This is a genomic window from Flavobacterium sp. 2 (assembly GCF_049949195.1).
GTDB lineage: Bacteria > Bacteroidota > Bacteroidia > Flavobacteriales > Flavobacteriaceae > Flavobacterium.
The window spans coordinates 1,022,853-1,036,278 of the sequence record NZ_CP188206.1 but is presented as its reverse complement, the minus strand read 5'-3'; the positions used below and the strand labels follow the sequence as shown (position 1 = coordinate 1,036,278).

The window sequence follows — 13,426 nt, the reverse complement described above, 5'->3', positions numbered from 1 at the left end:
TTAATTTAAGTTTTGAATAAGCTGTTTTTTGGAGTTTATCTTAGTTTGAATTTCTTTCATCACTAGTGTAAACTCAATTATAGTCTAAGTTATTTTTCATCTTCAAACATATTAACTTTTCCACTTTCTAGTTCAAGGAGAAAATGCTCTTTGTTTAGAAATAATTGCATCATTAAATTAGAAAGTTCGGTATCATTTAAACTTAATTCTTGAATTAATTTTCTAATTAAAGTACCAGAATAATCCCTAATTTTCCAAACAAAATATGGTAGTAAAGCATTATCAAAATGTGCATTATGAACAATTAAATTTCTAAATCTATAAATCATCAATACATCATTTTCAATTATGTTTATTTGCTCTTCAATATTTTTCTTGGTAAATTTCGAATCTTTATAGAAGGAAATTAGATTTTCTAACTTTTGGAGTATAAATAGATCAGTTTCATAATTTTTTATTTCTTCTAATGAGTTTACAAATTTTTCCAAATAAATTGTCTCACCTGCATTTACATCTAAATTAGCTTTTATAATAATTTCTTTTGGTATTTTTTTTGTTGAGAATCGTTGGTTTCTAACTATGTGTTCATAATGACGATATAGTTCCCATCCATAATCATATATATAGTTAAAAATTTGTGTAGATGAAATAATTTCTTGTATTAAATGGATTTTTCGTTTTTTATTACCAGTTAAAACGTCATTACTAATATCGAATTCTAAATTAAATAAATTTTCAATCGCAATCCAATAATTAAGCATCTTGTCTTCTTGTTTTATAGATTGTTCTGCTTTACTATACCAATGAATCGCATTTAATAATTTTGAGTGACCTTTTTTTTGCAAATTTTTATTATTCCATAAAAATGAGAAGTCATTTAAGCTGTTTAAATCTTTTTCGAAGTCGTCTAGGGTTAATGAATCTCTATGTCTTACATGGTTTTCTCTTTTGTTTAATCCTGAGGAAGAAAAAATACGCCTACCATTTTTTACGACTATATAATTTGAAGAGTCAATTTCAATTTCAGTTTTTGTCTTAAAGTGACAAGAAATTAAATCGAGAGCGTTTTCGAGTTTTGTTAATGCATTAATAAGGGAGGACTTTGGAGATAGATAATCAACTTCAACTGAAGCTTGAATAAATTTTTCAGATTCATTATTACTTTTTCTTTGTAAATCTTCAATATTAAATTTATTCTCACTCGTTACAAATTGCTTGCTGATTAAAGAATATAATGTAATTCCTCCGATTTCAATACTTATAGAACCTTTTAGTCCTTTAACTACAAAGATATAATTAGCTTTTTCTTTCTGTTTATAAAAATAGTGGTAAAATGCCTTAATTCGATCTTTATATTCTAATTTATCCATTAGAAGAACAATGTCTTTATTGTATTTAGACTGATCGAAAATTTCGTTATCACCAATGTATTTTTTCTCATCTAAATTATGAGGGTATTTAGTTGAAATATCCCCAGATATTTCTGTATAATTAGAAAATATATTGTTCGCAAATTTTTTAATGTCTTCTAAAATGTAGCCTTTTTTTATAAATTCAACGATTAAATTTTGGGTTAAATAATTTATCGAATTTATAAAATTCACGTTTATTTCTTCATCTTTGCTAAGTTCTTGACTTAGAATTTCTAAACAATAATTGAAATACAACCCTTCTTCAAACTGATTTTTTATTTTTTTTGAAATTTCAAGAATATAATTATTTCTATCAGAATTAAAGATTGATCTCAAGATTTTGAAACTGGATTCAAAGTTGGTTTTAACTACAATATCATCCTTTAAATAAAATGATAATTTCTCATAAAAATAACGCTTGTTGTCTAAATTTTTAAAAGAGTTTTCTTCAATTTCGGTAATTATATCTTCTACGAGTATATGTGGACTATATAATGAAAGACCATATGATTTTTTTAAGAAGTTAGAAATTAAATCTTCCCATAAATTAATCCAAAATTCAATTCTGTTATCAATATTGTTAGACATTTAAGCTATATTTTTTATTACTCTTTCTTCAAACTCAATCCCATCGGAACCATTAAAATTCCTTTTTCATAAATGTTTAAATAAAGTATCACAGGCTTTTTCTGTCCTTCCCAAGTTAGTTCATAAACATTTAAAAATCCAGCACCCATATCGCTTCTTTTAGTTGGAAACGGACAACATGTTTCTAATCGTTTATAAGTGATTTTTTCACCACTTGGACCAGCAAGTGCATTTAGAAAACGAGTTTCGTTCAAAGCTTCGTCTTTAGTATTTCGGTAGAAAATATTTACGGGATAATCGGGATCGTAGCCATATTTTTTGTCTTTGGCAAAAAGTGTAATGGCAAACGTATTGTCTTTCTTCAAAATTAAATCAGGAGCATTATCATCTACATTTTTTAATGTCGATTTTGTACTAATACAAGAAGTTGCACTGATTAATAAAATTAAAAAGATGAATATTTTTTTCATGGTTATGCTTTTTTGGTCATGCAAATTTAAAAGGTTTTCCCGTCACTGCTAGCAGCTATCAGATAAATCATTTTAAAGATTTAAAATATAGAAATCTATAAATGTTATTCTGCCTTTTTTGGATTCAGTTTCAATATTCCAATTACAATCAGATATTGTGCCACAAGATAAGTAAGCATAATGAAAAACGAACTTTTTTCAATTGGTGTGTAGAATTTGTTTACGGCCAAAATACTATCAGAAATGACAAATACCGCTGCTCCTGAAAAAACATATAAACTTCCTCGTTTTTCCCAAATTAAATAACCATTAAAAGCAAATAAAAGCATAATTGAAATGACACTTGCATACACAATCACCGGAATTTGCAAATCGCCTAAAGTGGGTAATAAAAGCGAAAGCATTCCAATTAAATAAAAGGCAATTACAACACTTCCAATTCCAAAAAACACTAAGTTTCTCTTGACTTGTCTTCTATTCTGTTTGTTGAACAAAACGCAATAAGTAATGTGTGAAATAAGAAAAGCAACCAATCCTAAAATAAAATAAATTTCACCTAAGTCAGTAAAAAGCAAAATTACATCACCTATCCATGAAAAAAGCAGCGCAAGGAGCAGAATGTTTTTTGTTGGGAATGTCCTGTAAAAATAAATTCCGAAACTCAATAACGGAATTAAAATTGGTTTTAAAAACAAATCTAAGTTTTCATACCCCAAAAGTAAAACAATGAGGTATACGAGGCAAAATGCGAGGTAAATTTTAAAATAGGTAGCGTTTCTCATAAGGGGTTGAGTGAGTTTATGGTTTGGTTTTGGTTATTTTTAAAATCAACGGTTACAAAATATATTGTGGTTAAAAATGATAAACCCAAATAGATTAAAATGACAAAATTACCTAATGAAAAAATAGTATTTAAGCCAAACCAGTCACCATTGTAAACTATAATTGCTGCGGCAGTACAAAAACGGAATCCTTCCCAAAAGATGGCATATTTGCTTTTGTCCATTAACTCGCTGTAGCTATAAATTGTTATAAAAATAAAAAATCCGTAAATGAAGATGTTTGGCAAACCAATTTTGGCAATATTGTCAAAAAGATAACTCACAAACAAAAGCGTAATCAAGACTTGTGCAACCGACCAATAAATGAGTTTTTGAGAGTTTTGAGTTCCATATTTTTCAAATTCAAAAACATTTTCGATTTTATTTACGGGATATTTTTCTTCAAAATTTTCTGGTCTCCAGCCAGTTGGTTTAAACCAAATTGTGAATTTGTCTTTCCAGTTTTCGGCACGCCACGCATCTTTGATAAGAAGTGTTAAATGCTGAAAATTGATTTTGATTGGATTCCAGGTATTTGCCGGTCTTGTAATTCCGAAAACCGGTGGAACCTCGTCTAATTCAGCTTGGAAAGTACCAAACAGTTTATCCCAAAAGATAAAAATCTGCGAATGGTTTTTATCTAAATATTCCGGATTTATGGCGTGATGCACACGATGATGTGATGGCGTCACGATAATATGTTCCAAAAATCCCATTTTGTTGATATGTTTGGTGTGATACCAAAACTGCAAAAATAAATGCAGAGGAAGCGTAATGGCAATAACAGAAGCCGGAACTCCCAAAAGAGCTGCGGGAATCAGCAAAAAAGTAAACAGATTTACTAAACTTGCAATTGGCTGGCGAAGCGCACAGGCAAGATTAAACTCTTCGCTGCTATGATGAATGGCGTGTTTATTCCAAAGAAAATTGATTTGATGCGCTAAGCGGTGACTCCAATAACCATAAAAATCAATTACAAAAAAAGCAATAAAATAGGAGAGAACACTTGGTTCCAAATGTTGTAAAGCAATTTTAGAAACCAGCCATTCATACGAAAGAAAAGTAATGCTAAGTCCCAAAACATCTTTTACCGAATTAGTGATTCCGGAACTGATGCTCGATACACTGTCGATTAAAGGTGCAGTGTCATTTTTTTTATAAATGCCGTAAATTTTTTCAATAATAATTAAGGCCAAAAAAATAGGCATCGCAATGATTAATATTTTTCCGTATTCTTCCATAAAAAAAGCATTCTATTTTATCCAAATATAGAATAAAATAGAATGCTTTTTAAATTATTTGCGATTAAACAATCTCGGCGCTCAATCCAGCTTCTAAAAGTTGTGTGCATTGCGGTTTTAACTTGTCAAGCGGACCCGTTTTTACAGTGCATTTTCCATTGTAATGTACAATTAAGGAACATTGTTCTGCTTGTTCTGCGGTATGGCTGCAAACACGCATTAAAGTATCAATTACATGATCAAAAGTGTTTACATCGTCATTATAAACAATAATTTCGTTATTAAAAACTGTTGCTTCCTTCTCGCGAACTCTTTCTTTTACTTTTTCTTTAGTACTCATCTCATTTGGTTTTTGTACTTTGTAACTTGTGACTAATTTACGTATTTTAATGAAACCCAATTGTTTCTTTGAAATTTTTTAACATACGTTAACCCTTTTTCAACGCAGGATGCATCGATAAATGGAATGTCTTCTTCATAGAAACCGCTGAATAATATAATTCCTTTTGGGTTCAAAGAATCAACATAAGCTTGCATATCATTCAATAAAATATTTCTGTTGATATTGGCAATAATCAAATCGTATTTTTTACCTGCTAATAAAGCTGCATCGCCCTCATAAACGCTGATATGTTTGCAATTATTGCGTTCAGCATTTTCAATAGAATTTAAATAACACCAATTATCAATATCAATTGCATCAATTGGTTCAGCGCCTTTCATTTCGGCTAAAATGGCCAAAATAGCAGTTCCGCATCCCATATCAAGTGTTTTTAAACCTTTAACATCCATTTCTAATAAATGTTGAATCATCATGTGAGTTGTCTCGTGATGACCAGTTCCAAAACTCATTTTTGGTTCAATTAAAATATCAAATTCAGCATCTGTTTTTGGATGAAAAGGAGCACGAACATGACATTTTCCGTCTACATCAATTGGTTCAAAATTCTTTTCCCATTCTTCGTTCCAGTTTATCTGATCGATTTCTTCAATGGTATATTCAATTTTAAATTCTTCAGACTGTAAAATATAAATATCATCCAGAATATTTTCGTCCCATAAATCTTTCTTCACAAAAGCCGAAATTCCGTTTTCAGTTTCTGTAAAACTCTCAAACGCTTTTTCGCCTAATTCTGCCACTAAAATTTCTGATCCTAGTTCTTTTGGCTCAATCGTAAAATGATATCCTAAATATATATTTGACATAAAAAAAATTTTTGCAAAGGTAAGAATAGAAAGCAGAAGTTGTCTAAAAAACTAAAAGAACATTCTTAATTTAAGAATAATTTAAAAAACAAAAAGCGTTCGCCACGGCGAACGCTTTTTTATAAAGCTTGATTTTAAAATCTAAAATTTTAATTAGATAGCCGTTACAATTGCTAAGAAATCATCAGCTTTTAAAGCTGCACCTCCAATTAAACCCCCATCTACGTCTGGTTTAGAGAAAATTTCTTTAGCGTTGTCTGGTTTAACTGAACCACCGTATAAAATAGAAACTTCATCAGCGATTTCAGCTCCAAAAGCTTTACGGATAACTTCTCTGATAAATTCGTGCATTTCCTGAGCTTGCTCTGGTGAAGCAGTTTCTCCTGTTCCAATAGCCCAAACTGGTTCGTAAGCTAAAACAATTTTCGACCAAGATTCTTTTGCAATGTGGAAAACGCCATCACGTAATTGGTTTTCAACAATATTGAAATGATTTCCAGATTGGCGATCTTTTAATTCTTCACCAAAACAGAAAATTACTGTCATGTCATGTTTTAAAGCAGTATCAACTTTGTTTGCGATTAATGCATCAGTTTCGTGGAAAATAGCTCTGCGCTCTGAATGACCTAAAATTACTGTATTAACACCAATGCTTGTCAACATATCTGCAGAAATTTCTCCTGTAAAAGCACCACCTTCAGCTTGGTGAACGTTTTGAGCAGATACTCCGATAGTTGTATTTTTTAATTTTGTAGCAGCAGCTTGTAAGTTTACAAAAGTTGGCGCTACAATTACTTGTGCATTAGTTTTTGCTGGAATTTTAGCAATTAATTCGTTCAATAATTCTTCAGTCTGTGCAGCATTTTTATGCATTTTCCAGTTTCCTGCAACAATCGATTTTCTCATTTTGGTAGTTTTTATTATTCTTTTAATTTTTTGTTTTTTAAAGTAATTTTTAAGCTTGTTTTAAACCTTTCAAAGCTTCGTTGATTTTATCAAAATCAGTTTCAATAGCACGGTAAAGCACTATATTTCCTTTTTTATCAACGATGATGTAACGCGGAATCCAATCTAGGTCGATTGCTTTTCCGAATAAGCCTTTCATACCGTCATTCATCATGTAATGATCGCCTTTTAATTCATGTTTTTCGATTCCGGCTTTCCATTTATCAGCTGTTTTATCAGCAGAAATGAATAAATAAGATACATCTGGATTATTGGCTTGTAATTCTTTTACTTTTGGCATTGCTTTTACGCAATCTCCACACCATGAAGCCCAAACTTCAATAACTAAAGTTTTTCCTTTGTATTTTTTCAAAATGCTTTTGAAGGCAACCTGGCTTCCATCTGAAGCTAATAATTTTTCAGACAAGGCTTCTTTTGAAAATTCTTTTTTCTGAGCCTGTGAGCATGAAAATGTAATAAACGCAATAACGACTAGGGCTAATTGTTTCATATTATATTAAAATTATTTTTATTTAGTACTGAATTCACAAAGTTAAACAAACAAATTGAATGCCAATTGTACATTAACAAAATTTGAAGAATCGTTTATTTTGTAACAAAATGTGAAATTTGGGTTACAAAAAATAGAATGAAATCGTAATAGTTAAGGCTAAAATTCGGTAAATTTTTAATTGGATTTTATAACGGATGAAAAAACAAGTAAAATTTTGATTTTAAGAATGGGTTTTGAACTAAAAAAACGTCAGCTTTTCAATAAAAAAAGCTTTCAATAATTCAATTTATTGAAAGCTTTATTTTTAATTCAAATCATAATTTCCATTTGCCCATTTTTTGCTTGGAGCAATCCAGTTTTCGGCAGCTTTATATAAAAATCCGTGTTTTAGACCTGTGTTAAGTTCTATTTCTTTGAAATGATTTATTTTCAGTTTTGAAGTTTCTTTTCTTTTAATTGCTGAAACACCATAAATATCTGATTTTTCATAAATCGTCAAAATATTTCCGCAGAAATTAATCTCTGGGAATTCTTGAATATCTACATCTCTGAAACAGCCAATAAAAACAAAATTTACGTTGGGATTAGCTAAATAAGTAGAAATAAATTGCGCGATATAACCGCCTTTTGAAGTTCCTATTACAGTTATTTTATCTGGTGAAACGCCTTTTTTTAATAGTGCTTTTATTTGTTTTACAATCTTTTCAGCGTATTTAGAGGCATTTGTATTTTTCTTTCTGATTTCGCTGTAAACGATAAAATTATCTTTTCTGAAAGAAGCCAAAATTTCGTTGTATTCCGCTTTTCCATATTCAGGATGTGGAATATTTAAGGGATTTTGCTCTATATATGCATTGTGTAAGAAGAAGATGTAACGCTGGTCTTTGTTTGATGTTTGAGTTTGGCTGAAACTTACTTGGTTGAATAGAAAAGCCGCTAAAAAAGTAAATAAAAACTTTGAGATTTGTTTCATAGAAATGTTTGGTTTCTTACAGTTGGTTTAAACAAATGTAAGAAAGAAAACCGTTCTGGAAATACTTTTTATTTAGCTGATTGTTTTACAATTAATGGCTGCGGAGTATCATTGTAAAAACTCAAAACTTCTTCTGCGTCTTTTTTAGAAAGGTATTCTAAATTGGTGTTTTCTAAAGTTTCTTGAGAACTCATCATAGAACGAGATAAAATCAGTTTAAAAACTTCTTTCTTTTCATCTAGATTCTTTTTGTTTTTACTAAGATAGCCTTTGTATGCGTCTGCCATCTGCATCCAGATTTCGATTTCATTTTCGGGGTGTAAATCTCTCTTAAAATCAGTTATTGTTTGCTCTAAACTGCTTTTGTCAACTTCCGCAAAAATGGCATGAATAGTTTTGATTTTTTCAATTTGTTCTGGAGTTAAATCCGAAACAACTTCATTTAAGCTAATATTCTCGGGATTGATTTTTATAGTTTTTTCCTCTTTATTCTGGCAAGAAATAAACAGAACCAAAAATAGGAGATAAGCAAATCTTTTCTTTCCTGTAACACGATTAAAAAGATTTAGAATCACAGGAAAAATTACAAAGCTTATCCAAATTATAAATTGTCTGGAAACAAACTCATAGTAATAGTTTAAATAGAAAACAGAACCTATAAGAACAATACAGAATATAGAATCTAAATAATTTACCTGTTCTTCAGAATATCGATCAATATGTTCGTCTTTGAGTTCTCTTAGTTCTCTAAAATATCTTGAATTGAAAAACCTTTTCCATCTTGGCAGAAAACCAATAAGCATCATGAAATTCTGAATCATATAAATACTTGAAATTCCTAAAAGAAAATATTGAATGGCAATGTATATTCCCTGCAAGATATCATTTGAATTGATAATGTTTTGATTATAAATTGAATTTAAATTATCTACGGCAAAAAACATCATGATTATTGAGCTCCAAATACTTAGGATAAGTTTGTTTCTGTCTGACAAATAAGTTCTTGTAAAGGCATGAAAAAAAGAAAATAATGAAAATAAAATACCAATAGCCATTATGGTTTGGGAGATTATGTTGTCAAAGTTGATTAATCCGTTATCAGCTACCCAGTATATCATGGCAATCGAGAGAAATAATGTTATTCCCTCGGTTAATTTTGGCGTTATATTTCGTTCATTAAATATGCGTGAATACATAACGTAAAAGACAAAGAAAATAAAAGGCCAAAACGTAAGACTTCTATCCAAAATGAATGAAAGATTACAATCTGATTCACCAACTATGATGCATAAAAAAACACCAAAGAAAAATATAAAAACAAAAGAAATGATTCCTATAAGAACTGATGTTGTCCATTTATTTGAAATTCTTTTACTTTCAAAAATTACACCAGCAATTAATGCCAAAACCTGAAGAGAAACTAAATGTGTACCAGAAGATTTGTGAACAGAATAATCATAACCGGCATAAATAAGTAAAAATACTATAAATGAAAAAAGGAAAGGATTTTCATAAAACGTTTTGGTCAAATTTTTTCTTATCGCAGTTATCATTCTATTTTGTTTTTAATTGGAGTTGGTTTAGTTTGATTTTCAAAAAATAACGCCAATATATCTAAAAAAAATAGAAATATTGGCGTTATTTATATTGTTAAGATTTTTTAAATCCCATAAGCAACATCAGATAACTTTAAATCATCAACATCATTATAATGTACTTTTTGAACAATAGTTCCTTTGTGTAAAACAACAATGCTCGGATTTGCTCTTTCAACTGTTTTTAAAGCTGTTGCATCACAGAAATAAAAATCAACATTCAAGCCATATTGTTTTTTAGCTTTTGCAATTTCTTCCGCGCCAGAAGCCGTCATTCCAATAACTTTGTAACCTTTTGCTTTTGCATCCGCAGCAACTTTTGCTAATTTTTTCATTCCTTCAGGATTTGACAAAGCCAAATCGTAAGTAACAAAAATCACTAATTTTGGTTCTTGTAATAATTCTGCTTTATAATCAGAATCGTCTTTTGTCATTGTGAAATCGTGAATTGGCGGTACAAAACCTTCAGTGATCACTTTGTCTTTTCTATCCACGAAAGTTGCACCTTCGGGAATATTCATTAAATCTTTTTCGGTAAATTCTTTGTCAACTCCGTTTACTTTATAAATAAAAATCATTTCTACAACCGATTTTGGTGCGCCTTCCGGAATTTCCATTCCTTTCTCAATGTTTGTTCCAACTTTATACGGACGGAAATCTTTGATCGGATTATGGTTTAAAACCCAAACTGCCATGAAAACACATAAAACAATGCTTAGCAAAGTAAGAATGTTGGTCACCATTTTTGAAAATAATGGTTTTACTAATTTTTTATTGATGAATAAAATCAGGATAAAGAAAAGTAAAACAACATCTTTTGTGAAGGATTGCCAAGGCGTTAAGTGTAAAGCATCTCCAAAACATCCGCAATCTTTTACTACATCAAAATAAGCAGAGTAGAAGGTAAGGAAGGTAAAGAAAACGATTAAAAGCAATAATGCCCAAATGGTTAATTTTGATTTATAGCCAACCAACAACATTACACCTAAAACTACTTCCAGAATTACTAAAAAGATAGCTAATCCTAAAGCCAATGGCTCTAAAAAAGGCATATTAAAAACCGGTTCGCTAAAATATTCTGCCAATTTATAAGAGAAACCAACAGGATCGTTTAGTTTGATTAATCCAGAAATGATAAATAATACACCGACAAATAAGCGGGAGAATTGGGTAAGGATGTTTTTCATAACAAATGTTTAAGTATTAAAATTCTAAACTCCAAGTTTAGCATTGGAATCTGGAATTTCTTTTTTGAAATTTGATTTATTTTATCGGATTTAGAATTAATGCAAAAACAGAATAATTAATCATATCCTGATAATTAGCATCAATGCCTTCAGAAACTAAAGTTTTTCCTTTATTATCTTCAATTTGCTTAACGCGAAGGAGTTTTTGCAGAATCAAATCGGTTAAAGAACTCACACGCATATCACGCCATGCTTCTCCGTAATCGTGATTTTTTGCTTCCATTAAGTCTTTTGTCAGCTTTACTTTAGCGTCATATAATTCGGTTGCTTTTTCAACGTCAAGATCCGGCTGATCAACAACGCCCAATTCCAACTGAATCAAAGCCATGATAGAATAATTGATTATTCCGATAAATTCTCCTTTTTCATCTTCATCAACTTTACGGATATCGTTTTCTTGTAAACTTCTGATTCGTTGCGCTTTTATGAAAATTTGATCAGTTAGAGAAGGAAGTCTTAAAATTCTCCATGCACTGCCGTAATCTTTCATTTTATTGATGAATAAGGTTCGACAAACCGCGATAACATTATCAAATTCTTGGGAAGTATTCTTCATTTATATGCTGTATATTTGCTTAAATTTTTCCAAAAATAAGGATAATTTTTCAAGAGTTTCAAGTTTCAGGTTTTCTTTGTTCCAAGTTTTTTCTAAACAAAGTGTTAACGGTTATAACTTGAAACTCGAAAGTAGTTTAAAAAGTTTCAGGTTTCAGGTTTCAAGTTCCAGAACTTGCGCAATCTGCATCAACTTGAAACTTGAAACCTGAAACAAAATAAACAAATGACAATTAATTGCAGAGGCGAACTTATAGATTTATCGATTCCTAAAGTAATGGGGATTTTAAATGTTACGCCAAATTCTTTCTTTGATGGAGGAAAATATAAAAACGAAGATGAAATCATTTCGCAAGTTGATAAAATGCTTTCTGAAGGCGCTACTTTTATTGATATTGGTGCTTACTCAAGTAAACCAAGTGCAGAATTTGTGTCAGAACAAGAAGAAATTGACCGAATTGTTCCAGCCATAGAATTGATTTTAAAGCATTTTCCGAAAGCTTTATTGTCAATTGACACTTTCAGAGCCGAAGTTGCAAAAGCGAGTATAGAAAGCGGCGCAGCGATTATAAACGATATTGCAGCGGGAGAACTTGACGATAAAATGTTTGAGGTTATTGCAAAATATAACGTTCCATACATTATGATGCACATGCGCGGCAATCCACAGACGATGCAGAGTTTGACGCAATATGATGATATTGTAAAAGAAATGCTTTTTTATTTCTCAGAAAAAGTAAAAAAGGCAAGAGCTTTAGGAATCAACGATTTGATTCTCGATCCAGGTTTCGGTTTCGCCAAAACAACGGATCAGAATTATGAAGTGATGCAAAAAATGGAACTTTTTAATTTATTAGAATTGCCTGTTTTAGCAGGGATTTCTAGAAAATCAATGATTTATAAAACGCTTGATATTACAGCTCAGGAAGCTTTAAACGGAACTACTTTTTTAAATACAATTGCGTTGACAAAAGGCACTAAAATTTTGCGTGTTCATGATGTTAAGGAGGCTGTGGAATGTGTGGCTTTATTTAATAAATTAGATTTATAATTAAAACAATCGCTTGGTTTTGTCATTTCGACGAAGGAGAAATCACACTCGAAACTCGACAAAGATTGGCGAATTTCTTTGAGGAAATACTAGTGTGATTTCTCCTTCGTCGAAATGACAAACTGTATGTGAAAATTAATAATAAAATGAAATACTTTACCTTAATCATTGCTTTTATTCTTTTCTCCTGCGGAGAAAAAAAAGACGTTTTACTCCCAAAATCAAACGTTACAATTGTAAAAGACGTTCAGGATCATTCGCCAATTTACATCTTTTTTAAAACCGAAGGAAAAGATACAATTGCAGATGTAAATCGAAAAAACAGCATCATTTCAACGAATTGGATTTTCAACATTGACAAACGTTTGCCATTAAAATTACTAATTCCGGAAGTAATGAAATTACAGGAAAAAAAGCGTGGCGACAGCGCGCATAAAAATGAAAATGCACAAAATTATTATTCTTACGCTGATTCTATTGGAAAGAATTTAGCTTTTTTGCCTTTCACGAAAGTGTATTATAAAATGGAAATTGCGAATAACAGAAGCCAGCTGTATTTTAAAAAGAACGGAATGGTAAAATACAGTGGAAGAAAAACCTATGATTTTCCAAAAAGTAATTTAAAACCATTTTTAGATAGTTTAGTTATCAATCCAAAAGCTCAAATTACATTTTCATATGATAAAAACATGAGCTATGAAGAATATATTCAATGTAAGATTTTAGTAAAAACTATAATTGATAAAAAGATTCTATTCGTTTTTATAAATGAAGACGAAGAATTCATTTTTTAGAAACTGCGATTAAA

Annotated in this window: 14 protein-coding genes; 2 read left to right on the top strand and 12 right to left on the bottom strand. The window is 30.4% G+C overall.

Features of this window, described 5'->3' with window-relative positions:
- Positions 1–89: 89 nt before the first annotated feature.
- The 12 genes from ACNFIH_RS04285 to ACNFIH_RS04230 form a co-directional block, all read right to left on the bottom strand.
- Positions 90–2,000: a hypothetical protein gene (locus tag ACNFIH_RS04285; RefSeq protein WP_426485634.1), complete on the bottom strand. Its 1,911-nt coding sequence runs from the start codon at positions 1,998–2,000 to the stop codon at positions 90–92.
- A 17-nt stretch (positions 2,001–2,017) separates the two neighbouring features.
- Positions 2,018–2,470 carry a 2-dehydro-3-deoxyphosphooctonate aldolase gene (locus ACNFIH_RS04280; RefSeq protein WP_426485633.1) on the bottom strand — a complete coding sequence of 151 codons (453 nt, stop codon included), beginning with the start codon at positions 2,468–2,470 and terminating at the stop codon, positions 2,018–2,020.
- Positions 2,471–2,574: 104 nt separating this feature from the next.
- The gene (locus tag ACNFIH_RS04275; RefSeq protein ID WP_426485632.1) at positions 2,575–3,252 is read right to left on the bottom strand and encodes a lysoplasmalogenase; all 678 of its coding nucleotides are present in this window, start codon (positions 3,250–3,252) and stop codon (positions 2,575–2,577) included.
- Positions 3,249–4,532: a sterol desaturase family protein gene (locus tag ACNFIH_RS04270; RefSeq protein ID WP_426485631.1), complete on the bottom strand. Its 1,284-nt coding sequence runs from the start codon at positions 4,530–4,532 to the stop codon at positions 3,249–3,251. The genes ACNFIH_RS04275 and ACNFIH_RS04270 overlap by 4 nt, the downstream gene beginning before the upstream one ends.
- A 64-nt stretch (positions 4,533–4,596) precedes the next feature.
- Positions 4,597–4,872, bottom strand: a complete 276-nt coding sequence (locus ACNFIH_RS04265) for an ATP-dependent Clp protease adaptor ClpS (RefSeq protein ID WP_035649330.1) — start codon at positions 4,870–4,872, stop codon at positions 4,597–4,599.
- Positions 4,873–4,904: 32 nt separating this feature from the next.
- The gene (gene prmA, locus ACNFIH_RS04260; protein ID WP_426485630.1) at positions 4,905–5,738 is read right to left on the bottom strand and encodes a 50S ribosomal protein L11 methyltransferase; all 834 of its coding nucleotides are present in this window, start codon (positions 5,736–5,738) and stop codon (positions 4,905–4,907) included.
- 153 nt (positions 5,739–5,891) lie between these two features.
- Positions 5,892–6,644, bottom strand: coding sequence for a triose-phosphate isomerase (gene tpiA / locus ACNFIH_RS04255; RefSeq protein WP_035648280.1), 753 nt, complete (start codon positions 6,642–6,644; stop codon positions 5,892–5,894).
- Positions 6,645–6,693: 49 nt separating this feature from the next.
- On the bottom strand, positions 6,694–7,194 hold the full coding sequence (locus ACNFIH_RS04250; RefSeq protein ID WP_035648277.1) for a TlpA family protein disulfide reductase: 501 nt from the start codon (positions 7,192–7,194) through the stop codon (positions 6,694–6,696).
- 307 nt (positions 7,195–7,501) lie between these two features.
- On the bottom strand, positions 7,502–8,170 hold the full coding sequence (locus ACNFIH_RS04245; protein WP_426485629.1) for an alpha/beta hydrolase: 669 nt from the start codon (positions 8,168–8,170) through the stop codon (positions 7,502–7,504).
- Positions 8,171–8,238: 68 nt separating this feature from the next.
- Positions 8,239–9,723, bottom strand: coding sequence for a hypothetical protein (locus ACNFIH_RS04240; protein ID WP_426485628.1), 1,485 nt, complete (start codon positions 9,721–9,723; stop codon positions 8,239–8,241).
- Between the two features lie 107 nt (positions 9,724–9,830).
- On the bottom strand, positions 9,831–10,952 hold the full coding sequence (locus tag ACNFIH_RS04235) for a BT_3928 family protein (RefSeq protein ID WP_426485627.1): 1,122 nt from the start codon (positions 10,950–10,952) through the stop codon (positions 9,831–9,833).
- A 76-nt stretch (positions 10,953–11,028) separates the two neighbouring features.
- Entirely contained in the window at positions 11,029–11,568 is a 540-nt protein-coding gene (locus tag ACNFIH_RS04230) for a DUF1599 domain-containing protein (RefSeq protein ID WP_035648267.1), read from the bottom strand.
- Positions 11,569–11,793: 225 nt separating this feature from the next.
- Between ACNFIH_RS04230 and folP the strand changes: the two genes are divergently transcribed.
- Positions 11,794–12,618 (top strand): dihydropteroate synthase, encoded by an 825-nt coding sequence (gene folP, locus ACNFIH_RS04225; protein WP_426485626.1) that lies wholly within the window; start codon positions 11,794–11,796, stop codon positions 12,616–12,618.
- Positions 12,619–12,764: 146 nt separating this feature from the next.
- A complete protein-coding gene (locus ACNFIH_RS04220) occupies positions 12,765–13,412 on the top strand; it encodes a hypothetical protein (protein WP_426485625.1) in 648 nt (215 codons plus the stop codon).
- Positions 13,413–13,426: the final 14 nt, after the last annotated feature.